This is a genomic window from Pseudomonas sp. McL0111 (assembly GCF_052567255.1).
This window is the reverse complement of the sequence record NZ_CP199585.1, coordinates 509,448-531,698: the sequence shown is the minus strand read 5'-3', so window position 1 is coordinate 531,698 and position 22,251 is coordinate 509,448. Positions and strand designations below refer to the sequence as shown.

Sequence of the window (22,251 nt, the reverse complement as noted above, 5' to 3'; positions counted from 1 at the left end):
CATAAAGCGGCAGGCCGAAAAGCCTGCCACTGGAACGCTGTAACGTGGCTTACATCAACCGCTTGCGTTCGCTCGAAGGCGCGATCCCGAGGGATTCGCGGTACTTGGCGACGGTGCGGCGAGCCACCTGAATGCCTTGTGCCTCCAGTAAACCAGCGATCTTGCTGTCACTCAACGGCTTTTTCTGATTTTCCGCGGCAACCAGTTTTTTGATGATCGCGCGGATCGCCGTGGACGAGCATTCACCGCCTTCGGAGGTACTGACGTGGCTGGAGAAAAAGTATTTCAGCTCATAAATACCGCGCGGGGTATGCATGAATTTTTGCGTGGTAACCCGGGAAATCGTCGATTCGTGCATGCCGACCGCTTCGGCGATGTCATGCAGGACCAACGGCTTCATGGCCTCGTCGCCATATTCCAGGAAGCCGCGCTGATGCTCGACGATCTGAGTGGCTACTTTCATCAGGGTTTCATTGCGGCTTTGCAGGCTCTTGATGAACCAGCGGGCCTCTTGAAGCTGATTGCGCATGAAGGTGTTGTCGGCGCTGGTGTCGGCGCGACGGACGAAACCGGCGTACTGCGCGTTGACCCGCAGGCGTGGTACCGATTCCTGGTTCAACTCGACCAGCCAGCGCTCGTTGTCCTTGCGCACGATCACGTCGGGTACGACGTACTCGGCTTCGGCGGACTCGATCTGTGAGCCCGGGCGCGGATTGAGGCTCTGCACCAGCTCGATGACCTGACGCAGTTCATCTTCCTTGAGCTTCATGCGGCGCATCAACTGGCTGTAGTCGCGGCTGCCGAGCAGATCGATGTAGTCGGTCACCAAACGCTTGGCTTCGCTCAGCCACGGGGTCTTGGCTGGCAGCTGACGCAATTGCAGCAACAGGCATTCGCTCAGATTGCGCGCACCGATGCCGGCGGGTTCGAACTGCTGGATGCGGTGCAGGACGGCTTCGATCTCGTCCAGCTCGATGTCGAGCTCCGGATCGAACGCTTCAAGAATTTCTTCGAGAGTTTCGTCGAGGTAGCCCTGATTATTGATGCAATCGACCAGGGTCACAGCGATCAGGCGATCGGTGTCGGACATCGGCGCGAGGTTCAGTTGCCACAGCAGATGGCTTTGCAGGCTTTCGCCGGCAGAGGTGCGGGTGGTGAAATCCCACTCATCATCATCGTTGCTTGGCAGGCTGCTGGCGCTGGTCTGGTAGACGTCTTCCCAGGCAGTGTCTACCGGAAGCTCGTTGGGAATGCGTTCGTTCCATTCGCCGTCCTCGAGGTTATCCACCGTCGGGGCGGTTTCCTGATAGGAGGGTTCCTGGATTTCGGTGGGTTTCTGTTCGGGGTTGTCGGCCAGGGGATCAGTGTTGTCGAAGTCTTCGCCTTCTTCCTGGCGTTCGAGCATCGGATTGGATTCCAGAGCCTCCTGGATTTCCTGTTGCAGATCCAGGGTCGACAATTGGAGCAGGCGGATGGCCTGTTGCAGCTGCGGTGTCATCGTCAGCTGCTGGCCCATTCTCAAGACTAGCGATGGTTTCATGGCAGGGGCTTAACACCTTATTCGCCGGCGCTCATGCGCCATCCACTACAGGGCGCCGGAGCGCCAAACTTAAGCAAATTATATGCCTGAAACTGCGGTGTTTGCCTAGGGTGCTGTAACAATTAAAGCGAATTAAACCTGCTTCATCGTTACAGCACCCGGGCGGCTGACCGAGTACCGTCGTGCTTACAAGCGGAACTCGTGGCCCAGATACACTTCCTTGACCAGATCGTTGGCCAGGATGGTCGCGGAATCACCTTCGGCGATCAGTTGACCGTCGTTGACGATGTAGGCGGTTTCGCAGATATCCAGGGTCTCACGCACGTTGTGGTCGGTGATCAGTACACCGATGCCCTTGGCCTTGAGGTGATGGATGATCTGCTTGATATCGCCGACCGAAATCGGGTCGACACCGGCGAACGGTTCGTCGAGCAGGATGAATTTCGGCGCTGTGGCCAGGGCGCGAGCAATTTCCACCCGGCGGCGTTCACCACCGGACAGACTCATGCCGAGGTTGTCGCGGATGTGGCTGATGTGGAATTCCTGCAGCAGGCTTTCCAGCTCCTTGCGACGACCGGCCTTGTCGAGTTCCTTGCGGGTCTCGAGGATGGCCATGATGTTGTCGGCCACTGACAGTTTGCGGAAGATCGACGCTTCTTGCGGCAGATAGCCGATGCCCGCAGTAGCGCGGCCATGCATTGGCTGATGGCTGACGTCCAGATCATCGATCAGTACGCGGCCCTGATCAGCCTGCACCAGACCGACGATCATGTAGAAGCAGGTGGTCTTGCCGGCGCCGTTCGGGCCAAGCAGGCCGACGATCTGCCCGCTGTCGATCGACAGGCTGACATCACGCACAACCTGGCGGCCTTTGTAGGCCTTTGCCAGATGCTGAGCTTTCAGAGTTGCCATTACTGGGTCTTCTCGTCGGTTTTCTTCTTCGGCTGGATCACCATGTCGATGCGCGGACGCGACTCGGTGACCTTGCTGCCGGTAGCGCGACCGGCACTGGCCAGTTTTTTCACCGTGTCATAGACGATTTTCTCGCCTTGAGTGGTGTTGTTGTCCTTGTCGACAACCTTGGCCTTGTCGATCAGCACGACACGGTTTTGCGCGGCGTGGTACTGGATGGTCACGCCCCAGCCCTGCACAGGTTTGGTATCACCCTGGGTTTGCAGTTGCTCGAAGTAGGCGAGATTGCCCACCGAAGTCACCACGTCGATATCGCCAGCCGGCGTACGAGTGATGGTTACGGTGTTGCCTTTAACGATCATCGAGCCCTGGGTGATGATCACATCACCTTTATAGGTAGCGATGCCGTTCTTGTCGTCCAGTTGGGCGTCGTCGGCTTGAATGCGGATAGGTTGCTGCTGATCGTTCGGCAGAGCCCAGGCGCTCACGCTTCCCAGTGCTGCGCCCAGACTGAGCAAAATAGGGAGGGTTTTAACGAGCCTCATACTGTCCTCTTACGTTCGATAGCAGGTGTATCCTGCTTTCCTTCAAATATGCCTTCATTCCCACGCCAGTCGATACACCGCCAGCGCCGTCGATTCTAACGGGTTGCTGGGTCTGCGCATATTGCTGCTGCGGGAACACTGTCATACGAGTGCTGGTGATCAGGGTGTCGCGGTTCTTTTCGTCGGTGCGTTTGATGCGTACCGAGTCGATCAGTTCGACCTCGGTGCCGCCCGAATTCACTTCACCGCGCTCGCTGGTCACGTGCCATGGAAACTCGGTGCCACGGAACATGTTCAGGTCGGGTTTGGTGACGAGCGTGATGTCGGTCGCTTTGACGTGCTCGGCTTTGTCGGACGTCATTTCATACTGCAATTTGCCGTCCGGCAGGTATTGAAAGGTATGCGTGTTGGTCGCGTACCAGTCGATCGGGCTCTCTTCAGACTTGGCCGGTGGCTTGTCGAGGAAGCGTTCCGGGCTGATGTTCCAGTAGCCGACCGCTGCGAATAGCGCAGCGATGCAGCCGAACAGCAGGAAGTTGCGAAACTTTTTGCTAAACATGGTTTGGCTCACAGGTACGCGGCGTTGGCCGCATCGAGGCGGCCCTGGGCGCGCAGGATCAATTCACAGAATTCGCGGGCGGCACCTTCGCCACCACGGGCCCGGGTCACGCCATGGGCGTGTTCGCGCACGAAATCGGCGGCATTGGCTACGGCCATCCCCAGACCTACGCGGCGGATCACCGGCAGATCGGGCAGGTCGTCACCGAGGTAGGCGACCTGTTCATAGCTTAGGCCCAGTTGCTCAAGAAGACCGTCGAGGACAACCAATTTGTCTTCGCGCCCCTGAAACAGGTGCGGGATGCCGAGGTTTTTCGCCCGGCGCTCGACCACCGGGGTCTTGCGGCCGCTGATGATCGCGGTCGTGACGCCGGCGTTCATCAGCATCTTGATGCCTTGACCGTCGAGAGTGTTGAACGTCTTGAATTCGCTGCCGTCTTCAAGGAAATACAGGCGCCCGTCGGTGAGGACGCCGTCGACGTCAAAAACCGCCAGTTTGATCGCTTTGCCGCGTTGCAGCAGATCGGTGCTCATTACATGACTCCTGCGCGCAACAGATCGGAGAGGTTGAAGGCGCCGACAGGGCGATCTTCTTCATCGACTACGACCAGCGCGTTGATTCGGTGGTCTTCCATGATTTTCAACGCCTCGGCGGCGAGCATCTCGGGCCGGGCGGTCTTGCCGTGTTCGGTCATGACCTGATCGATCGTCGCGGTACGGATATCAATGCTGCGATCCAGGGTGCGACGCAAATCACCGTCGGTGAAGATCCCGGCCAGTTTGCCGTCGGCTTCAAGAATGGCGGTCATGCCCAGCCCTTTGCGGGTCATTTCCATCAGTGCGTCCTTGAGCAGGGTGCCGCGCTGTACTTGCGGCAGTTCCTGGCCGGCGTGCATGACGTTTTCGACTTTCAGCAACAGGCGACGACCCAATGCGCCGCCCGGATGGGAAAAAGCGAAATCTTCGGCGGTAAAGCCGCGGGCTTCGAGCAATGCCACTGCCAGTGCGTCACCCATGACCAGTGCCGCAGTGGTCGAAGAGGTCGGTGCCAGATTCAGCGGGCAGGCTTCGTGCTCGACGTGAACGTTGAGATTGACCTCGGCAGCCTTGGCCAGTGCCGACTGCGGGTTACCGGTCAGGCTGATCAACTGGATGCCCAGGCGCTTGATCAACGGCAGCAGGGTGACGATTTCGTTGGTCGAGCCGGAGTTCGACAGGGCCAGAATCACGTCGTCGCGGGTGATCATGCCCATGTCACCATGGCTGGCTTCGGCCGGGTGCACGAAAAATGCCGGGGTGCCGGTGCTGGCGAGGGTCGCGGCAATCTTGTTGCCGATGTGCCCGGATTTGCCCATGCCGACCACTACCACACGGCCCTTGCTGGCCAGAATCATCTCGCAAGCGCGTACGAAATCGGCGTCGATATGGGGCAACAAGCCTTGTACGGCTTCCACTTCGAGGCGGATGGTGCGTTGTGCCGATTGAATCAGGTCGCTGGTTTGGCTCATGTCAGAAATCGTATAGCCCGATGAAAAGGCGGCGATTATAGCGGTTATGTTGCAAAGCCTCACGCTAGTTCGTCGTGCTTTGTCATTACTCGTTACCAAAACCTCGAAAAACACCCTCAAGACCTGTCATATAGCTGAACTAGGGCCGGCACAAGCCTTGGGCGGTTGGCGTTTGCAGTGATATAGTTCGCCGCCAGTTCGGCCTGCCCGGGATGTACGTGCTTTTTCAAGAAAGCCAGGCGTCCGAGTGAGAGGCTGCATCGCAAGGAGTTTAGATGAGTGCCGATAACGCCTACGCGGTCGAGCTGAAGGGAGTCTCCTTCAAGCGCGGTGCGCGCAGCATTTTCAATAACGTCGATATCCGCATCCCGCGCGGCAAGGTCACCGGCATCATGGGGCCTTCCGGGTGTGGCAAGACCACACTGCTGCGTCTGATGGGCGCACAGTTGCGTCCGTCCAGCGGGGAAGTCTGGGTCAACGGACAGAACCTGCCGCAACTGTCGCGCAGTGATCTGTTCGATGCACGCAAGCACATGGGTGTGCTGTTCCAGAGCGGCGCGCTGTTTACCGATCTCGATGTCTTCGAGAACGTCGCATTCCCCCTGCGCGTTCATACCCAGTTGCCGGAAGAAATGATCCGCGACATCGTCCTGCTCAAATTGCAGGCGGTCGGTTTGCGCGGTGCCATCGAGCTGATGCCCGATGAGTTGTCCGGTGGCATGAAACGGCGTGTCGCGCTGGCCCGGGCGATTGCGCTCGATCCGCAGATTCTCATGTACGACGAGCCATTCGTCGGTCAGGACCCGATCGCCATGGGCGTGCTGGTCCGGCTGATTCGTCTGCTCAACGATGCACTGGGGATCACCAGCATCGTGGTTTCCCATGATCTGGCCGAAACCGCGAGCATTGCCGACTACATCTATGTAGTGGGTGACGGTCAGGTGCTGGGGCAGGGCACGCCGGACGAGTTGATGAACTCGGACGAGCCGCGAATCCGCCAGTTCATGACCGGCAACCCGGATGGCCCGGTGGCGTACCACTTTCCAGCGACGGATTACCGCGCAGATCTTCTGGGGAAGCGTTGATGCGCAAACTTTCATTGATAGAGCGCGTGCGCCGCTTCGGCGAAGGCGCGATCGACACCATTGCGGTGTTTGGTCGGGCGACCGTGTTCCTGTTTCATGCCTTGATCGGCCGTGGCGGTATCAGCGGCGGTTTCGGGCTGCTGATCAAACAGCTGCATTCGATCGGCGTGATGTCGCTGGTAATCATCGTTGTTTCCGGGATCTTCATCGGCATGGTGCTGGCGCTGCAAGGCTTCAGTATTTTGTCGAGCTACGGTTCGGAGCAGGCGGTAGGGCAGATGGTCGCCCTGACGTTGCTGCGTGAACTGGGGCCGGTGGTGACTGCGCTGCTGTTCGCCGGGCGTGCCGGTTCGGCACTGACCGCCGAAATCGGCAACATGAAATCCACCGAACAGCTTTCCAGCCTGGAAATGATCGGTGTCGACCCGCTCAAGTACATTATTGCCCCGCGTCTGTGGGCCGGTTTCATTTCCCTGCCGGTGCTGGCGATGATCTTCAGCGTCGTGGGTATCTGGGGCGGTTCGTGGGTAGCCGTCGACTGGCTGGGCGTGTATGAAGGTTCCTACTGGGCGAACATGCAGAACAGCGTGAACTTCACTGGCGATGTGCTTAATGGCGTCATCAAGAGTGTGGTTTTTGCCTTTGTCGTGACCTGGATCGCCGTATTCCAAGGCTATGACTGTGAGCCCACTTCCGAGGGGATCAGTCGTGCCACTACCAAGACCGTGGTGTTTGCCTCGCTGGCAGTACTCGGCCTGGACTTTATTCTGACCGCTTTGATGTTTGGAGATTTCTGATGCAAAACCGCACCCTGGAAATCGGTGTCGGCCTGTTCCTGCTGGCAGGGATACTGGCTTTGCTTCTGCTTGCGTTGCGGGTCAGTGGCCTGTCTCCGACGTCGACCACCGATACTTATAAATTGTATGCGTACTTCGATAATATCGCCGGTTTGACGGTCAGAGCCAAAGTGACCATGGCCGGTGTAACCATCGGCAAGGTCACGGCAATCGATCTGGATCGCGACAGCTTCACCGGTCGAGTGACCCTGCAAGTGGATAAAAAGGTCGATAACCTGCCGACCGACTCCACTGCGTCTATCCTCACCGCTGGATTGCTCGGCGAGAAGTACATCGGTATCAGCGTGGGCGGGGAAGATGCCCGGCTCAAGGATGGTGGAACCATTCATGACACGCAGTCGTCACTGGTACTGGAAGACCTGATCGGTAAATTCCTGCTCAATACCGTTAGCAAAGACGCCAAATGAGGAGCTTTTGAATGATCTCTACCTTGCGACGTGGCCTGTTGGTGTTGCTCGCGGCATTGCCGCTGATGGCCAGCGCTGCGCCCGGACAGTCGGCACACGATCTGATTACTGATACAACCAATCGGATGCTGGCGGATCTTGCCGCCAATAAAGAGAAGTACAAGCAGGACCCTAGCGACTTCTATACCGCGCTGAACAACATCGTTGGCCCGGTGGTGGATGCCGAAGGCATTTCCAAGAGCATCATGACGGTCAAGTATTCGCGCAAGGCAACACCGGCGCAGATGCAGACCTTCCAGGAAAACTTCAAGAAAGGCCTGTTCCAGTTCTACGGCAACGCCTTGCTTGAGTACAACAATCAGGGCATCACCGTTGATCCTGCCAAGGACGAGTCGGGCGACCGCACCAGCGTCGGCATGACCGTCAAGGGCAGCAACGGCGCGGTTTATCCGGTGCAGTACACCCTTGAGAAGATCAACGGCGAGTGGAAACTGCGCAACGTGATCATCAACGGCATCAACATCGGCAAGCTGTTCCGTGATCAGTTCGCCGACGCGATGCAGCGCAATGGCAACGATCTGGACAAGACCATCAATGGTTGGGCCGGTGAAGTCGCCAAGGCCAAGGAAACAACCGAGAAAGCTGCCGAGAAGCCAGCGCAATGAATGAGGCGGCAGTTCGTATGAGTGATGTCGACGAGCTTTTGCTCAGCGGAGTGCTGGATTACCGCACCGGGCCTGATCTGCGCAAAGAAGGTCAGGCGCTGATCAAGTCCAGCAAGGCCGCCTCGCTGGTGATCGATTGCTCGGCAGTGAAGAAGTCCAGCAGTGTCGGCTTGTCGCTGCTGCTGTGCTTCATGCGTGATGCGCAAGCGGCCGGCAAGGCTGTGAGCATCCGCGCAATGCCCGAAGACATGCGCGAAATCGCTCAGGTCAGTGAACTGACCGAGTTGTTGGCGCAACCCTAATACGCATCACCAGAGAAGCCCCCCGTCAGAGTCCTGCCATGCGGGGTTCGCAGGCGCGGGGCTTTTTTGTATGATGTCCGACCCGCGCGCAATGGGCGCCGATTGAGGTTGAGCATGCAGGCCGTAGAAGTGAAGAGCTTCCTTGAAGAAAAACTTCCAGGAACCCAGGTGGAAGTTGAAGGCGAAGGCTGCAATTTCCAGCTGAACTTGATTAGCGATGAACTGGCGGCGTTGAGCCCAGTGAAGCGTCAGCAGCAGGTCTATGCCCATTTGAACCCATGGATCACCGATGGCAGCATCCATGCGGTCACTATGAAATTTTTCAGCAGCGCGGCCTGGGCCGAGCGCACCTGAGCCCTAGGGCGTCGAGATTCTTATGGATAAATTGATTATTACCGGTGGCGCTCGTCTTGATGGCGAGATCCGCATTTCCGGGGCAAAGAACTCTGCCCTGCCAATCCTGGCCGCCACCCTGCTGTGCGATGGCCCGGTTACCGTTGGCAACCTGCCGCACCTGCACGACATCACCACCATGATCGAGCTGTTCGGTCGCATGGGCATTGAGCCGGTGATCGACGAGAAGCTCAGCGTCGAAATCGACCCGCGCACCATCAAGACCCTGATCGCGCCGTACGAACTGGTGAAAACCATGCGTGCGTCGATCCTGGTTCTGGGCCCGATGGTTGCCCGTTTCGGTGAAGCCGAAGTCGCACTGCCTGGCGGTTGCGCCATCGGTTCGCGTCCGGTTGACCTGCACATCCGTGGCCTCGAAGCCATGGGCGCGGTGATCGACGTCGAAGGCGGCTACATCAAGGCCAAGGCGCCAGAAGGCGGCCTGCGTGGTGCGAGCTTCTTCTTCGATACCGTAAGCGTGACCGGTACCGAAAACATCATGATGGCCGCTGCACTGGCCAAGGGTCGCAGCGTGCTGCAGAACGCCGCTCGCGAACCAGAAGTGGTTGACCTGGCGAACTTCCTGAACGCCATGGGCGCCAAGGTTTCCGGCGCTGGCACCGACACCATCACCATCGATGGCGTCGAGCGTCTGGGGTCGTGTTTCTACAAAGTCATGCCTGACCGTATCGAAACCGGCACCTACCTGGTTGCTGCTGCCGTTACCGGTGGCCGCGTCAAGGTCAAGGACACTGATCCGACCATTCTTGAAGCCGTTCTGGAAAAGCTTCGTGAAGCCGGGGCAGAAATCACCAGCGGTGAAGACTGGATCGAGCTGAACATGCACGGCAAGCGTCCGAAAGCGGTCAACGTGCGCACCGCGCCGTACCCTGCTTTCCCGACTGACATGCAGGCGCAGTTCATCTCGCTCAACGCCATCGCCGAAGGCACTGGCGCAGTGATCGAGACGATCTTCGAAAACCGTTTCATGCACGTTTACGAACTGCACCGCATGGGCGCCAAGATCCAGGTCGAAGGCAACACTGCCATCGTTACCGGTACCGAAGTCCTGAAGGGCGCGCCAGTGATGGCGACCGACCTGCGGGCCTCGGCCAGTCTGGTGATCTCGGCACTGGTTGCCGAAGGCGATACCCTGATCGACCGCATCTACCATATCGACCGTGGTTACGAGTGCATCGAAGAAAAACTGCAGATGCTGGGCGCCAAGATCCGTCGCGTTCCGGGCTGATAGCTGCATCGGGACACAGGGAAGTGTCCACTGGATTAGATTGAGTCGAGCCGGTTTCCGGCTCGATGTGTGTTCGGCGCCGATTGCGACCGGACATGAGTACCTTGATAAGGACTGACGTTTCCCATGTTGACCATCGCACTGTCCAAGGGCCGCATCCTTGACGACACCCTGCCGCTTCTGGCTGAAGCGGGTATCGTGCCGACCGAGAATCCGGACAAGAGCCGCAAGCTGATCATTCCCACGACCCAGCCAGACGTACGTCTGTTGATCGTGCGCGCCACCGATGTGCCGACCTATGTCGAGCATGGCGCGGCCGACCTCGGCGTTGCCGGTAAAGACGTGTTGATGGAATACACCGGCCAGGGCCTGTATGAGCCGCTGGATCTGCAGATTGCCCAATGCAAGCTGATGACCGCCGGCAAGATCGGCGCGGTCGAGCCCAAGGGCCGTCTGCGTGTGGCGACCAAGTTCGTCAACGTCGCCAAGCGTTACTACGCCGAGCAGGGCCGTCAGGTCGATATCATCAAGCTCTACGGCTCGATGGAACTGGCACCGCTGATTGGCCTGGCCGACAAGATCATCGACGTGGTCGACACCGGTAACACCCTGCGCGCCAACGGCCTGGAACCTCAGGAACTGATCGCCACGATCAGCTCGCGTCTGGTGGTCAACAAGGCTTCGATGAAAATGCAACACGCCCGTATCCAGGCGTTGATCGACACCCTGCGCAAGGCAGTGGAGTCGCGACACCGCGGCTGATTTACCTGCGCGACCTTGAGTCGCGCCCGTCTATCCGCCTCATAGCCAGAATCTCAGGTGCCCAAGCGGAAACGACTGGCCGGGGAAGGTGCGCTGACGTTTAATAACGACCGCGCCATGCTCCAAAAGGCGACCTAAAGCAGCAGAAGAATTTTCTCAGAAGTAAAAATCGCGTAGAGGCCTGCCTTTTGAAGCAAGGCCCTGCGGGTTGGCACTGTGGTCGCGCCATGCTGCGTTGCGGGACTCGGTAAGGAAACAACCCTTACCTTTGTCCCGCGCCTTGCCTGGCGCGACCACAGTACCAACGCGATCGTTATTAAACGTCAGCGCACCTTCGGGCGCCTGAGTTTTTGCCATTCCTATGAGGCTCTCGCTATGACCGCACCGACTGCAATTCGCCGACTCAACGCTGCTGACCCGGATTTCGCGCATCATCTGGATCATCTGCTGAGCTGGGAAAGTGTGTCTGACGACTCGGTCAATCAGCGGGTGCTGGATATCATCAAGGCCGTACGCGAGCGCGGTGACGCGGCGCTGGTCGAGTTCACCCAGAAATTCGACGGCCTCGAAGTCGCCTCCATGGCGGACTTGATCCTGCCGCGCGAGCGTCTGGAACTGGCCCTGACCCGCATCACCGTGCCGCAACGTGAAGCGTTGGAAAAAGCCGCGTCCCGTGTGCGCAGCTACCACGAAAAACAGAAGCAGGATTCCTGGAGCTACACCGAAGCGGACGGCACCGTGTTGGGCCAGAAGGTCACGCCACTGGATCGCGCCGGTCTGTATGTACCGGGCGGCAAGGCGTCGTACCCGTCATCGGTGCTGATGAACGCGATTCCGGCCAAGGTGGCCGGTGTGACCGAAGTGGTCATGGTCGTGCCGACCCCACGCGGTGAAATCAACGAACTGGTGCTCGCCGCCGCGTGCATCGCAGGCGTTGACCGGGTGTTCACCATCGGTGGCGCGCAAGCCGTGGCTGCGTTGGCTTATGGCACCGAAAGCGTGCCGAAAGTGGACAAGGTGGTTGGCCCGGGCAACATCTATGTCGCCACCGCCAAACGTCACGTATTCGGTCAGGTCGGTATCGACATGATCGCCGGCCCTTCGGAAATCCTCGTGGTGTGCGATGGCCAGACCGATCCGGACTGGATCGCCATGGACCTGTTTTCCCAGGCCGAACACGACGAAGACGCTCAGGCGATTCTGGTCAGCCCGGATGCCGAGTTCCTCGACAAGGTTGCCGCGAGCATCGACAAGCTGCTGCCGACCATGGACCGCGCAACCATCATCGAAACCTCGATCAATGGCCGTGGTGCGCTGATTCAAGTACGTGACATGGCGCAAGCCATCGAAGTCGCCAACCGCATCGCTCCGGAACACTTGGAGCTGTCGGTCGCCGACCCACAAGCCTGGCTGCCGCAGATCCGCCACGCCGGTGCGATCTTCATGGGCCGCCACACCTCAGAGGCGCTGGGCGACTACTGCGCCGGGCCGAACCACGTCTTGCCAACTTCCGGCACCGCACGTTTCTCCTCGCCGCTGGGGGTGTACGATTTCCAGAAACGCTCGTCGATCATCTTCTGCTCCGAGGAAGGTGCTTCCGAGTTGGGCAAGACCGCTTCGGTTCTCGCCCGTGGCGAATCGCTGAGCGCGCATGCCCGTAGCGCCGAATACCGCATCAAAGACGAACAGAAGGGGAACTGAAAGATGAGTAAATTCTGGAGCCCGTTCGTCAAGGATTTGGTGCCTTACGTACCCGGCGAACAACCGAAGCTGACTAAACTGGTCAAGCTCAACACCAATGAAAACCCGTACGGCCCGTCGCCAAAAGCCTTGGCGGCGATGCAGACCGAACTCAACGACAACCTGCGTCTGTACCCGGACCCGAACAGCGATCTGCTGAAAAACGCCGTCGCCAATTACTACGGCGTGCAGAGCAACCAAGTGTTCCTCGGCAACGGTTCCGATGAAGTGCTGGCGCACATTTTCCACGGGTTGCTGCAACACGATCAGCCGCTGCTGTTCCCTGACATCAGCTACAGCTTCTACCCGGTCTACTGCGGGCTCTACGGCATCAAGTTCGACGCGGTGCCGCTGGACGCGCAGTTCCAGATCAACCCGGCCGACTATGCCAAGCCGAACGGCGGAATCATTTTCCCTAACCCGAACGCGCCCACCGGTTGCCTGTTGGCGCTGGACGCCGTCGAGCAAATCCTCAAGGTCAGCCCGGATTCGGTGGTTGTGGTGGATGAGGCCTACATCGACTTCGGCGGCGAGACGGCGATCAGTCTGGTGGATCGTTATCCGAACCTGCTGGTGACTCAGACCCTGTCCAAGTCGCGCTCGCTGGCTGGCCTGCGGGTCGGTCTGGCGGTCGGGCATCCGGATCTGATCGAGGCACTGGAGCGGATTAAGAACAGCTTCAACTCTTATCCGCTGGATCGTCTGGCGAATGTCGGCGCAGCGGCGGCATTCGAAGATCGCGAGTATTTCGACAAGACTTGCCGTCTGGTGATCGAGAGCCGTGAGTGGGTGATCGCGCAGTTGCAGGCCAAGGGATTTGAGGTGTTGCCGTCGGCAGCGAACTTCATTTTCGCTCGTCATCCGCAACATGATGCGGCGGGGCTGGCGGCCAAACTGCGTGAGCAAGGGGTGATCGTGCGTCACTTCAAACAGGAGCGGATTGCCCAGTTCCTGCGGATCTCGATCGGCACGCCGGAGCAGAATCAGGCGTTGATCGACGGCCTTGGCGACCTCTAAACCGCTTTCGCGAGCAAGCCTGCTCCCACACTGGATCTGTGTTGTTCACAAATCTAATGTGGGAGCGGGCTTGCCCGCGAATGCCGCGCCGCCGATCTAAAGACCTACTCGTGATGCGGCTCACCAAGGAATGTCAGCGAGCTGAACAATCCACGGCTGCTCACATCAGCACTGTCCTTCACCGGCACTTCCACCTGCGCCGCAATCACATTCAGCCCTTCATTACGCACCAGCACCTGCGCGCGACCGTCCTTGTCGGTCTCGGTACTCAAGGTGTTCGGCGCACTGCGATAGTCGCCAATCAACTTGATCCCCGCCGCTGGTTTGCCATCGAGCAACACCCGCACCGGCAGTGATTTGCCCGGGCCAACGGTCAGCGGATCAACCTCCGGCAAGATCAGCAATTTCATTTGATCCAGCTTGGGCAACTTTGCCCCCGGCTGGTAAATCGCCAGGCTGTACTTGAAGGTTTCTGTCGACTCAATCGCCCCAGGCACCTTGCTGCGACCCTGGTTGATCCACTTCTTGTCCGCCGTTTGCGACCACATGCCATTGTTCAGCGCCACCGCCATCACGGCCGGTGGTTTCAACGGTTGCAGGCGTGCGTGATCGGCCAGACGTTCAACCGTGACCGGGATCATCTTGCCGCCCGCGTCATACGCCCAGGCGCCGCTGATTTTCTGCGCCTTGAACGCGTTGTCTTCGGCGCCATGGCCGTAAATCACTTCGATATTGCCGCGTCGTTGCTCGGTCCACAGACCATGGGCCGAGGCTTGCGTGGCGAACAGCGCGGCGACGAGCAGGAGGATTTTGCGGTGGTGCATTGGGGACGTCCTTTTACAGGTTGAGAGTAAGGCTGACAGTGAAGTTGCGCGGCTCGCCGGGATTGACCCAGTAGTTGCTGTACGAGCGCTCGTAGTATTTTTCGTCGAACAGATTGTTCAGATTGAGGCCGACGGTGACGGTGTCGCTGGCCTTGTAATGGGCCAGCAAATCGACGGTCTGGTAGGCGGGTAATTCGAAGTCGCTGCCGGATTCGCCCGAGCGATCACCGACATAGGTGAACGCTGCGCCAACGTCCGAGCCGCGCAGATGGCCGTCCTGAAATTCATAAACGCCCAACAGACTGCCGCTGCGTTTGGCTACACCGAGGATGCGGCTGCCGGTGGGAATCACCGCATCACCCTTGGTCACTTCGGCGTCGATGTAGGCGAACGCGCCGATCACCCGCACGGCGTCGGTTATCTGCCCGCTGACCTGCCAATCAAAACCACGACTGCGCGCCTTGCCCATCGCTCGGCTGGTATCGGTGGCCGGGTCGAGGGCGAGGACGTTTTCCTTGTCGATATGGAAGAAGGCGAGGGTGCTGCTCAGGCGATCATCGAACAGCTCGTTCTTGATCCCGATTTCATAACCCACACCTTGTTCCGGATCGAAGGATTTACCGGAGGCATCGAGGCCATTGTTCGGTTTGAACGAGGTCGAGGCGTTGGCGAACACGCCGGTCTGTGGTGTCAGTTGATAGAGCAGGCCGGCGCGTTGGGTGAGGGCGTCGTGGCGCTGGTCGCTTTTGGCATTACGGCTGTGATCGTCGATGTGTTGATCAAAATGCTCGAAGCGCGCACCGATCATCCCGCGCAGTTTGTCGGTGAAGACAATTTGATCCTGCAGGTTCAGCGCGTGGCTTTCGACGTGTTCGAAGAAGTCGCTGCCGGAGCGTTTGCCGTCGGGTTTTGGCTGGCCGTAAATCGGCTGGTAAATGTCGATGGCATACGGGCCGCCGGCGATGGTGGTGACCCGCTCGTTCTTGCGGAAGTTCTCGTATTCGGTGCCGATCAGCAGTTCGTGCTGCCAGAGGCCGAGGTCGAACAGACCGCGCAGTTCCAGTTGCGTGATGCTGTCATGCCAATTGGTATCGCGCTCGCGATAGCGTCGGTTGACGGTATGGCCGTCGGCATTCAACGGACGATTTTCCGAGGCGAATCCCCACAGTTTGCCGTCCTTGTAATGGCTGGCCAGACGCAGTTTCCAGTCGTCATTGAGCTGATGTTCGAGAGCGGCCTGGAGCATGTTGTTGTGGTTGTCGATGTTGCCGTCGTTGGGTTCGCCGAGAAACGTCGAGCGTGAAACACCGCTCCATTTATTGTTCGGCGCGACGATGCCACGGTCGAAAGTCGAGCTGTGGCGGACGAACTCGCTTTCCACCAATAGCGACGTGTCAGGGTTCAATTGCCAACTGATCGAGGGCGCGACAAACACACGCTTGCTGTCGACGTGATCGCGAAAACTGTTGTTGTCTTCAACGGCGAGGTTGATCCGTGAAAGCACATCGCCGTGCTCATCCAGCGGCGTATTGACGTCCACAGCGGTGCGATAACGATCCCAGCTACCGGCGCTGGTTTGCAGAGTGGTGAAGGCTTCGGGCTGCGGTTTTTTGCTGACGATGTTCACCGTGCCACCGGGGTCACCGCGTCCGTAGAGACTGGCGGCGGGGCCCTTGAGCACTTCGATGCGCTCGATGTTGGCGACGTCCGGCGTGCTTGGATAACCACGGTTGGCGCTGAAGCCGTCCTTGTAGAACTCCGAAGTGGTGAAGCCGCGCACGCTGTATTCGTAGAGTGTCAGGCCGCCGAAGTTGTTCTGCTTCGACACGCCGCCGGCAAAGTCCAGAGCGCGCTCGACGCTGTTGCTCCCCAGATCCTTGAGTACGCTGGCGGGCACCACGCTGATTGCCCGTGGAATATCGCGAATCGCGCTGTCGGTTTTGGTCGCACTGGAGGAGCGGATAGCGCGGTAGCCCTTGACCGGGCCGGTGGCGGATTCGTATTCGGAGGTGACGCTGATCGCGTCGAGTTCGAGTGGCTGCGGCTCTTCGGCAAATACCGGATCGCCAAGCAGGCCAAGGGTCAGCCCTAGCAGCGAGGCCTTTTTTCGAGACGACATGTTATGTTGTTCCAATTGTCTAATTGAAACAATATAACATGCCTTTTGAGAATGTCTTTTATTCGCGCGCTTGGCGCGAAAAAAGTTTTACTCTTCTTCTTTCACCGGTGCAGGCGGTGGGCGCAGACCGATTTCTGCGCTCAGCTTGAGCTCCTTGCCGTTGCGCATCACCTGGATTGTCACCTTGTCGGTGGGCTTGATCCGCGCCACCTGGTTCATCGAACGACGACCATCACCGGCGGGTTCGCCGTCGATGCTGAGGATCACGTCGCCCAATTGCAGGCCGGCCTTCTGCGCCGGGCCGTCACGGAAAATCCCCGCCACGACAATCCCCGGACGCCCGGACAAACCAAACGATTCGGCCAGTTCCTGGGTCAACGGTTGTACTTCAATGCCGAGCCAGCCACGGATCACCTGACCGTGCTCGATGATCGACTTCATCACTTCCATCGCCAGTTTCACCGGGATCGCAAAACCGATGCCTTGCGAGCCACCGGACTTGGAGAAGATCGCGGTGTTGATACCGGTCAGGTTGCCGTTGGCATCGACCAGCGCGCCGCCGGAGTTGCCCGGGTTGATCGCCGCGTCGGTCTGGATGAAGTCTTCGTAGTTGTTCAGGCCCAACTGGTTACGCCCGGTGGCACTGATGATGCCCATGGTCACGGTCTGGCCGACGCCAAACGGGTTGCCGATGGCCAGTGCGACGTCGCCGATGCGGATGTTGTCGGAGCGACCGACGGTGATCGCCGGCAGGTTTTTCAGGTCGATCTTGAGGACTGCGAGGTCGGTTTCCGGGTCGCTGCCGATCACGCGGGCCAGGGTTTCGCGACCATCCTTGAGCGCCACGACGATCTGATCCGCGCCGGTGGTCACATGGTTGTTGGTCAGGATGTAGCCTTCCGGGCTCATGATCACGCCGGAACCGAGGCTCGATTCCATGCGTTTCTGCTTCGGCGAGTTATCACCGAAGAAGCGCCGGAACTGCGGGTCTTCGAACAGCGGATGCGCCGGTTTGGCGATGACTTTGGTGGTGTACAGGTTGACCACCGATGGCGCAGCGATGACTACCGCGTCCGCATAAGACACCGGCCCCTGCTGCACGCTGGTGGTTTGCGGGGCCTGTTGCAGGTTGACGTCGAGGCTCGGAAGCCCGACCCACTGCGGGTAACGCTGGATTATCAACAGAGCGATAAGCACACCGGCCAACAGCGGCCAGCCGAAAAAACGCAGCGCCTTGAACATTAAGCACGTCCTGGAAAGGTTGCAGGCGGGGTCAGACCGCCCATAATGACGCGCATTATACGAGGCCGCGCGCGCCTCTGAACGGGATATTTAGGAGTCTTTCATGGCCGTCGCTCTGAGCACCCTGGTCGAGGAAGCCGACCGTTACCTCGGCAGCTCGAAAATCGCCGATTATTGCCCCAACGGTTTGCAGGTCGAAGGCCGTCCGCAGGTGATGCGCATCGTCAGCGGCGTCACCGCCAGTCAGGCGTTGCTCGATGCCGCCGTCGAGGCCGGGGCCGATCTGGTATTGGTGCATCACGGTTACTTCTGGAAAGGCGAGAACCCGTGCATCACCGGTATGAAGCAGCGTCGCCTGAAGACACTGCTCAAGCACGACATCAGTCTGCTCGCCTACCACTTGCCGCTGGATCTGCACCCGGATGTCGGCAATAACGTGCAACTTGCCCGTCAACTGGACATCACCGTCGAGGGCCCGCTGGACCCTGCCAATCTGAAAGTCGTCGGACTGGTCGGTTCGCTCAACGAGCCGGCAACTCCCCGGGATTTCGCCCGTCGCGTACAGGAAGTCATGGGCCGCGAGCCACTGCTTATAGAAGGCAGTGCAATGATTCGGCGTGTCGGCTGGTGCACAGGCGGCGGTCAGGGCTATATCGATCAGGCCGTAGCGGCTGGCGTCGATCTGTACCTGAGCGGTGAGGCGTCCGAGCAGACTTTCCATAGCGCCCGGGAAAACGACATCAGCTTCATCGCCGCTGGCCACCACGCCACCGAGCGTTACGGCGTGCAGGCGCTGGGTGACTATCTGGCGAAGCGCTTTGCCCTCGAACACATCTTCATCGACTGCCCGAACCCGATCTGACGGAACACTTACATCAATTGTGGGAGCGGGCTTGCCCGCGAATACGGTCGTTCAGCCAGCATCAATGTTGAATGACACACCGCATTCGCGAGCAAGCTCGCTCCCACAGAGCAGCGCTCCCGAGCCAAACATGTGGGCATATTCATATGCCCTTTCGTTCTAGTTGGCGCCCTGATTAGAAGCAGGTCGCTGTGCTAGGATTCCCCGCTCGAACACGGCCCGCTGGCCGTTCATAAGAAAGCTTTCGTGAGTAGCCATGGTCGACAAACTGACGCATCTGAAACAGCTGGAGGCGGAAAGCATCCACATCATCCGCGAGGTGGCCGCCGAGTTCGATAACCCGGTGATGCTGTACTCCATCGGTAAAGACTCCGCCGTGATGCTGCACCTGGCACGCAAGGCGTTCTTCCCGGGCAAACTGCCGTTTCCGGTGATGCACGTCGACACCCGGTGGAAATTCCAGGAGATGTACAAGTTCCGCGACAAGATGGTCGAAGAGCTGGGCCTGGACCTGATCACCCACATCAATCCCGATGGCGTTGCACAGAACATCAACCCGTTCACCCACGGCAGCGCCAAGCACACCGACATCATGAAAACCGAGGGCCTCAAGCAGGCACTCGACAAGCATGGTTTCGACGCAGCATTCGGCGGTGCCCGTCGCGATGAAGAGAAATCCCGCGCCAAAGAGCGCGTGTACTCGTTCCGCGACAGCAAGCACCGCTGGGACCCGAAGAACCAGCGTCCAGAACTGTGGAACGTCTACAACGGCAAGGTCAACAAGGGCGAATCCATCCGTGTGTTCCCGTTGTCGAACTGGACCGAACTGGACATCTGGCAGTACATCTACCTCGAAGGCATCCCGATTGTGCCGCTGTACTTCGCCGCCGAACGCGAAGTGATCGAGAAGAACGGCACGCTGATCATGATCGACGACGAGCGCATCCTCGAACACCTGTCCGATGAAGACAAAGCGCGCATCGTCAAAAAGAAAGTGCGTTTCCGTACCCTTGGCTGCTACCCGTTGACGGGCGCGGTGGAGTCCGAGGCTGAAAGCCTGACGGACATCATCCAGGAAATGCTCCTGACGCGAACTTCCGAGCGCCAGGGCCGTGTCATCGACCACGATGGCGCAGGCTCGATGGAAGATAAAAAACGTCAAGGTTATTTCTAAGGGGCTGTCATGTCGCATCAATCTGATTTGATCAGCGAGGACATCCTCGCCTATCTGGGCCAGCACGAACGTAAAGAGCTGCTGCGCTTTTTGACCTGCGGTAACGTCGATGACGGCAAAAGCACCCTGATCGGGCGCCTGCTGCACGACTCGAAGATGATCTACGAAGATCACCTCGAAGCGATCACCCGTGATTCGAAGAAAGTCGGCACCACTGGTGACGACATCGACCTGGCATTGCTGGTTGACGGCTTGCAGGCCGAGCGTGAGCAGGGCATCACCATCGATGTCGCCTACCGCTATTTCTCCACCGCCAAACGCAAATTCATCATTGCCGATACCCCAGGCCATGAGCAGTACACCCGCAACATGGCCACCGGTGCTTCCACCTGTGACCTGGCGATCATTCTGGTCGATGCCCGTTACGGCGTGCAGACCCAGACCCGTCGCCACAGCTTCATCGCTTCGTTGCTGGGCATCAAACACATCGTTGTCGCCATCAACAAGATGGACCTGAAAGACTTCGATGAAGGTGTGTTCGAGTCGATCAAGGCCGACTACCTGAAGTTCGCCGAAGGCTTGAAGATGAAGCCGACCAGCATGCACTTCGTGCCGATGTCTGCCTTGAAGGGCGACAACGTGGTGAACAAGTCCGAGCGCTCGCCGTGGTACACCGGCCAGTCGCTGATGGAAATTCTCGAGACCGTGGAAGTGGCGGGCGACCGCAACTTCACCGATCTGCGTTTCCCGGTGCAGTACGTCAACCGGCCGAACCTGAACTTCCGTGGTTTCGCCGGCACCCTTGCCAGCGGCATCGTCAAGAAAGGCGACGAAGTCGTGGTGTTGCCGTCGGGCAAGAGCAGCCGTGTGAAATCCATCGTCACCTTCGAAGGTGAACTGGAGCACGCCGGCCCGGGTCAAGCGGTGACGCTGACCATGGAAGACGAAATCGACATCTCCCGCGGCGATCTGCTGGTGCATGCCGACAACGTGCCGCCGGTCACCGACAGCTTCGAAGCAATGCTGGTGTGGATGGCTGAAGAGCCGATGCTGCCGGGCAAGAAATACGACATCAAACGCGCCACCAGTTACGTGCCGGGCTCCATCGCCAGCATCGTCAACAAGGTCGACGTGAACACCCTTGAAGAAGGCCCGGCGAGCGCGTTGCAGCTCAACGAAATCGGCAAGGTCAGGATCGCGCTCGATGCGCCGATTGCCCTCGACGGTTACGAAAGCAACCGCACCACCGGCGCGTTTATCATCATCGATCGTTTGACCAACGGCACCGTCGGCGCCGGCATGATCGTCGCTCAGCCGGTGTCGCATGGCAGCGCCACGCACCACGGCAAACTGGCGCATGTCGCGACTGTCGAGCGCGCCCAGCGCTTCGGCCAGCAACCGGCTACCGTGTTGTTCAGCGGTTTGTCGGGCGCAGGCAAGAGCACGTTGGCGTATGCCGTCGAGCGCAAGCTGTTCGACATGGGCCGTGCGGTGTTTGTGCTGGATGGTCAGAATCTGCGTCACGACCTCAACAAGGGTCTGCCGCAGGATCGTGCCGGTCGCACCGAGAACTGGCGTCGTGCCGCGCACGTTGCACGTCAGTTCAACGAAGCCGGTCTGCTGACCCTGGCTGCATTCGTTGCACCGAGTGCCGAAGGTCGCGAGCAGGCCAAGGACCTGATCGGCAAAGAGCGTTTGCTGACGGTCTATGTGCAGGCATCGCCAGCCGTGTGCGCCGAGCGTGATCCGCAAGGTTTGTACGCCGCTGGTGGCGACAACATTCCGGGCGAATCCTTCCCGTACGACGTACCGCTGAATGCCGATCTGGTGATCGACACCCAGTCGCTGTCGCTGGAAGACAGCGTCAAGCAAGTGCTGGAACTGCTGCGCAAGCGTGGCGCGATCTAAGCGTTAGCTGCTTAAAGAAAAACCCGCTGATGAGTGATCATCAGCGGGTTTTTTGTTGTCTTCAAGATTGCTATCGCTGGCAAGCCAGCTCCCACAGTGATCTTCAGTGAACACAAATATTGTGTTCGGCCAAGAAACCTGTGGGAGCTGGCTTGCCAGCGAAGGGGCCGGAACAGGCGACTCAAGGCTTCGCTGGATACTCGCGGTGCATCTCCCACAGTGATCTTCAGTGAACACAAATATTGTGTACGGCCAAGAAACCTGTGGGAGCTGGCTTGCCAGCGAAGGGGCCGGAACAGGCGCCTCAAGGCTTCGCTGGATACTCGCGGTGCATCTCCCACAGTGATCTTCAGTGAACACAAATATTGTGTACGGCCAAGAAACCTGTGGGAGCAGGCTTGCCAGCGAAGGGGCCGGAACAGGCGCCTCAAGGCTTCGCTGGATACTCGCGGTGCATCTCCCACAGTGATCTTCAGTGAACACAAATATTGTGTACGGCCAAGAAACCTGTGGGAGCTGGCTTGCCAGCGAAGGGGCCGGAACAGGCGCCTCAAGGCTTCGCTGGATACTCGCGGTGCATCT

Annotated in this window: 22 protein-coding genes; 13 read left to right on the top strand and 9 right to left on the bottom strand. The window is 59.0% G+C overall.

Features of this window, described 5'->3' with window-relative positions:
• Positions 1 to 49: 49 nt before the first annotated feature.
• The 6 genes from ACTWLJ_RS02570 to ACTWLJ_RS02545 form a co-directional block, all read right to left on the bottom strand.
• Entirely contained in the window at positions 50 to 1,540 is a 1,491-nt protein-coding gene (locus tag ACTWLJ_RS02570; RefSeq protein ID WP_445179764.1) for an RNA polymerase factor sigma-54, read from the bottom strand.
• 186 nt (positions 1,541 to 1,726) lie between these two features.
• A complete protein-coding gene (gene lptB / locus ACTWLJ_RS02565) occupies positions 1,727 to 2,452 on the bottom strand; it encodes an LPS export ABC transporter ATP-binding protein (protein WP_401218474.1) in 726 nt (241 codons plus the stop codon).
• Positions 2,452 to 2,997 (bottom strand): lipopolysaccharide transport periplasmic protein LptA, encoded by a 546-nt coding sequence (lptA, locus tag ACTWLJ_RS02560; RefSeq protein ID WP_401218477.1) that lies wholly within the window; start codon positions 2,995 to 2,997, stop codon positions 2,452 to 2,454. Before lptA ends, lptB begins: the two co-directional genes overlap by 1 nt.
• Positions 2,984 to 3,556: an LPS export ABC transporter periplasmic protein LptC gene (gene lptC, locus ACTWLJ_RS02555; protein WP_401218480.1), complete on the bottom strand. Its 573-nt coding sequence runs from the start codon at positions 3,554 to 3,556 to the stop codon at positions 2,984 to 2,986. Before lptC ends, lptA begins: the two co-directional genes overlap by 14 nt.
• Positions 3,557 to 3,564: 8 nt before the next feature.
• A complete protein-coding gene (locus tag ACTWLJ_RS02550; protein ID WP_401218482.1) occupies positions 3,565 to 4,089 on the bottom strand; it encodes a KdsC family phosphatase in 525 nt (174 codons plus the stop codon).
• The gene (locus ACTWLJ_RS02545) at positions 4,089 to 5,063 is read right to left on the bottom strand and encodes a KpsF/GutQ family sugar-phosphate isomerase (RefSeq protein WP_445179763.1); all 975 of its coding nucleotides are present in this window, start codon (positions 5,061 to 5,063) and stop codon (positions 4,089 to 4,091) included. The genes ACTWLJ_RS02550 and ACTWLJ_RS02545 overlap by 1 nt, the downstream gene beginning before the upstream one ends.
• A 275-nt stretch (positions 5,064 to 5,338) precedes the next feature.
• On the opposite strand from ACTWLJ_RS02545, the gene ACTWLJ_RS02540 reads away from it, so the two are divergent.
• The 10 genes from ACTWLJ_RS02540 to hisC all read left to right on the top strand — a co-directional run bounded on the left by ACTWLJ_RS02540 (position 5,339) and on the right by hisC (position 13,540).
• Entirely contained in the window at positions 5,339 to 6,148 is an 810-nt protein-coding gene (locus ACTWLJ_RS02540; protein WP_445179762.1) for an ATP-binding cassette domain-containing protein, read from the top strand.
• Positions 6,148 to 6,945, top strand: coding sequence for a lipid asymmetry maintenance ABC transporter permease subunit MlaE (mlaE, locus tag ACTWLJ_RS02535; RefSeq protein ID WP_445179761.1), 798 nt, complete (start codon positions 6,148 to 6,150; stop codon positions 6,943 to 6,945). Before ACTWLJ_RS02540 ends, mlaE begins: the two co-directional genes overlap by 1 nt.
• Entirely contained in the window at positions 6,945 to 7,412 is a 468-nt protein-coding gene (mlaD, locus tag ACTWLJ_RS02530; protein WP_095190863.1) for an outer membrane lipid asymmetry maintenance protein MlaD, read from the top strand. Before mlaE ends, mlaD begins: the two co-directional genes overlap by 1 nt.
• 11 nt (positions 7,413 to 7,423) lie before the next feature.
• Positions 7,424 to 8,077, top strand: coding sequence for an MlaC/ttg2D family ABC transporter substrate-binding protein (locus tag ACTWLJ_RS02525; protein WP_401218492.1), 654 nt, complete (start codon positions 7,424 to 7,426; stop codon positions 8,075 to 8,077).
• Entirely contained in the window at positions 8,074 to 8,379 is a 306-nt protein-coding gene (locus ACTWLJ_RS02520) for an STAS domain-containing protein (RefSeq protein ID WP_401218494.1), read from the top strand. Before ACTWLJ_RS02525 ends, ACTWLJ_RS02520 begins: the two co-directional genes overlap by 4 nt.
• Before the next feature lie 114 nt (positions 8,380 to 8,493).
• Positions 8,494 to 8,733: a BolA family protein gene (locus tag ACTWLJ_RS02515; RefSeq protein WP_401218497.1), complete on the top strand. Its 240-nt coding sequence runs from the start codon at positions 8,494 to 8,496 to the stop codon at positions 8,731 to 8,733.
• A gap of 22 nt (positions 8,734 to 8,755) precedes the next feature.
• Positions 8,756 to 10,021 carry a UDP-N-acetylglucosamine 1-carboxyvinyltransferase gene (gene murA, locus ACTWLJ_RS02510; protein ID WP_201227957.1) on the top strand — a complete coding sequence of 422 codons (1,266 nt, stop codon included), beginning with the start codon at positions 8,756 to 8,758 and terminating at the stop codon, positions 10,019 to 10,021.
• Between the two features lie 126 nt (positions 10,022 to 10,147).
• On the top strand, positions 10,148 to 10,783 hold the full coding sequence (gene hisG / locus ACTWLJ_RS02505) for an ATP phosphoribosyltransferase (RefSeq protein ID WP_401218500.1): 636 nt from the start codon (positions 10,148 to 10,150) through the stop codon (positions 10,781 to 10,783).
• Between the two features lie 375 nt (positions 10,784 to 11,158).
• The gene (hisD, locus tag ACTWLJ_RS02500; RefSeq protein ID WP_401218503.1) at positions 11,159 to 12,484 is read left to right on the top strand and encodes a histidinol dehydrogenase; all 1,326 of its coding nucleotides are present in this window, start codon (positions 11,159 to 11,161) and stop codon (positions 12,482 to 12,484) included.
• 3 nt (positions 12,485 to 12,487) lie between these two features.
• Positions 12,488 to 13,540, top strand: coding sequence for a histidinol-phosphate transaminase (hisC, locus tag ACTWLJ_RS02495; RefSeq protein ID WP_445179760.1), 1,053 nt, complete (start codon positions 12,488 to 12,490; stop codon positions 13,538 to 13,540).
• A gap of 104 nt (positions 13,541 to 13,644) precedes the next feature.
• Here hisC and ACTWLJ_RS02490 read toward each other — a convergent pair whose 3' ends face one another.
• From ACTWLJ_RS02490 to algW, 3 genes are all read right to left on the bottom strand, one after another.
• Positions 13,645 to 14,364, bottom strand: coding sequence for a DUF4198 domain-containing protein (locus ACTWLJ_RS02490; protein ID WP_445179759.1), 720 nt, complete (start codon positions 14,362 to 14,364; stop codon positions 13,645 to 13,647).
• 13 nt (positions 14,365 to 14,377) lie between these two features.
• Positions 14,378 to 16,483, bottom strand: coding sequence for a TonB-dependent siderophore receptor (locus ACTWLJ_RS02485; RefSeq protein WP_445179758.1), 2,106 nt, complete (start codon positions 16,481 to 16,483; stop codon positions 14,378 to 14,380).
• 87 nt (positions 16,484 to 16,570) lie between these two features.
• On the bottom strand, positions 16,571 to 17,725 hold the full coding sequence (gene algW / locus ACTWLJ_RS02480; RefSeq protein WP_401218517.1) for a Do family serine endopeptidase AlgW: 1,155 nt from the start codon (positions 17,723 to 17,725) through the stop codon (positions 16,571 to 16,573).
• Positions 17,726 to 17,828: 103 nt separating this feature from the next.
• Between algW and ACTWLJ_RS02475 the strand changes: the two genes are divergently transcribed.
• The 3 genes from ACTWLJ_RS02475 (at position 17,829) to cysN (ending at position 21,669) form a co-directional block, all read left to right on the top strand.
• Entirely contained in the window at positions 17,829 to 18,587 is a 759-nt protein-coding gene (locus tag ACTWLJ_RS02475) for a Nif3-like dinuclear metal center hexameric protein (protein ID WP_445179757.1), read from the top strand.
• Between the two features lie 256 nt (positions 18,588 to 18,843).
• The gene (gene cysD / locus ACTWLJ_RS02470; protein ID WP_007912374.1) at positions 18,844 to 19,761 is read left to right on the top strand and encodes a sulfate adenylyltransferase subunit CysD; all 918 of its coding nucleotides are present in this window, start codon (positions 18,844 to 18,846) and stop codon (positions 19,759 to 19,761) included.
• Positions 19,762 to 19,770: 9 nt separating this feature from the next.
• Positions 19,771 to 21,669 carry a sulfate adenylyltransferase subunit CysN gene (gene cysN / locus ACTWLJ_RS02465; RefSeq protein ID WP_445179756.1) on the top strand — a complete coding sequence of 633 codons (1,899 nt, stop codon included), beginning with the start codon at positions 19,771 to 19,773 and terminating at the stop codon, positions 21,667 to 21,669.
• The last annotated feature ends 582 nt before the right edge of the window (positions 21,670 to 22,251 follow it).

What these genes read in the sequence shown, in the direction of transcription:
- ACTWLJ_RS02570 (WP_445179764.1), bottom strand. Translation starts at nt 1,540, where the DNA reads ATGAAACCATCGCTAGTCTTGAGAATGGGCCAGCAGCTGACGATGACA.
- lptB (WP_401218474.1), bottom strand. Translation starts at nt 2,452, where the DNA reads ATGGCAACTCTGAAAGCTCAGCATCTGGCAAAGGCCTACAAAGGCCGC.
- lptA (WP_401218477.1), bottom strand. Translation starts at nt 2,997, where the DNA reads ATGAGGCTCGTTAAAACCCTCCCTATTTTGCTCAGTCTGGGCGCAGCA.
- lptC (WP_401218480.1), bottom strand. Translation starts at nt 3,556, where the DNA reads ATGTTTAGCAAAAAGTTTCGCAACTTCCTGCTGTTCGGCTGCATCGCT.
- ACTWLJ_RS02550 (WP_401218482.1), bottom strand. Translation starts at nt 4,089, where the DNA reads ATGAGCACCGATCTGCTGCAACGCGGCAAAGCGATCAAACTGGCGGTT.
- ACTWLJ_RS02545 (WP_445179763.1), bottom strand. Translation starts at nt 5,063, where the DNA reads ATGAGCCAAACCAGCGACCTGATTCAATCGGCACAACGCACCATCCGC.
- ACTWLJ_RS02540 (WP_445179762.1), top strand. Translation starts at nt 5,339, where the DNA reads ATGAGTGCCGATAACGCCTACGCGGTCGAGCTGAAGGGAGTCTCCTTC.
- mlaE (WP_445179761.1), top strand. Translation starts at nt 6,148, where the DNA reads ATGCGCAAACTTTCATTGATAGAGCGCGTGCGCCGCTTCGGCGAAGGC.
- mlaD (WP_095190863.1), top strand. Translation starts at nt 6,945, where the DNA reads ATGCAAAACCGCACCCTGGAAATCGGTGTCGGCCTGTTCCTGCTGGCA.
- ACTWLJ_RS02525 (WP_401218492.1), top strand. Translation starts at nt 7,424, where the DNA reads ATGATCTCTACCTTGCGACGTGGCCTGTTGGTGTTGCTCGCGGCATTG.
- ACTWLJ_RS02520 (WP_401218494.1), top strand. Translation starts at nt 8,074, where the DNA reads ATGAATGAGGCGGCAGTTCGTATGAGTGATGTCGACGAGCTTTTGCTC.
- ACTWLJ_RS02515 (WP_401218497.1), top strand. Translation starts at nt 8,494, where the DNA reads ATGCAGGCCGTAGAAGTGAAGAGCTTCCTTGAAGAAAAACTTCCAGGA.
- murA (WP_201227957.1), top strand. Translation starts at nt 8,756, where the DNA reads ATGGATAAATTGATTATTACCGGTGGCGCTCGTCTTGATGGCGAGATC.
- hisG (WP_401218500.1), top strand. Translation starts at nt 10,148, where the DNA reads ATGTTGACCATCGCACTGTCCAAGGGCCGCATCCTTGACGACACCCTG.
- hisD (WP_401218503.1), top strand. Translation starts at nt 11,159, where the DNA reads ATGACCGCACCGACTGCAATTCGCCGACTCAACGCTGCTGACCCGGAT.
- hisC (WP_445179760.1), top strand. Translation starts at nt 12,488, where the DNA reads ATGAGTAAATTCTGGAGCCCGTTCGTCAAGGATTTGGTGCCTTACGTA.
- ACTWLJ_RS02490 (WP_445179759.1), bottom strand. Translation starts at nt 14,364, where the DNA reads ATGCACCACCGCAAAATCCTCCTGCTCGTCGCCGCGCTGTTCGCCACG.
- ACTWLJ_RS02485 (WP_445179758.1), bottom strand. Translation starts at nt 16,483, where the DNA reads ATGTCGTCTCGAAAAAAGGCCTCGCTGCTAGGGCTGACCCTTGGCCTG.
- algW (WP_401218517.1), bottom strand. Translation starts at nt 17,725, where the DNA reads ATGTTCAAGGCGCTGCGTTTTTTCGGCTGGCCGCTGTTGGCCGGTGTG.
- ACTWLJ_RS02475 (WP_445179757.1), top strand. Translation starts at nt 17,829, where the DNA reads ATGGCCGTCGCTCTGAGCACCCTGGTCGAGGAAGCCGACCGTTACCTC.
- cysD (WP_007912374.1), top strand. Translation starts at nt 18,844, where the DNA reads ATGGTCGACAAACTGACGCATCTGAAACAGCTGGAGGCGGAAAGCATC.
- cysN (WP_445179756.1), top strand. Translation starts at nt 19,771, where the DNA reads ATGTCGCATCAATCTGATTTGATCAGCGAGGACATCCTCGCCTATCTG.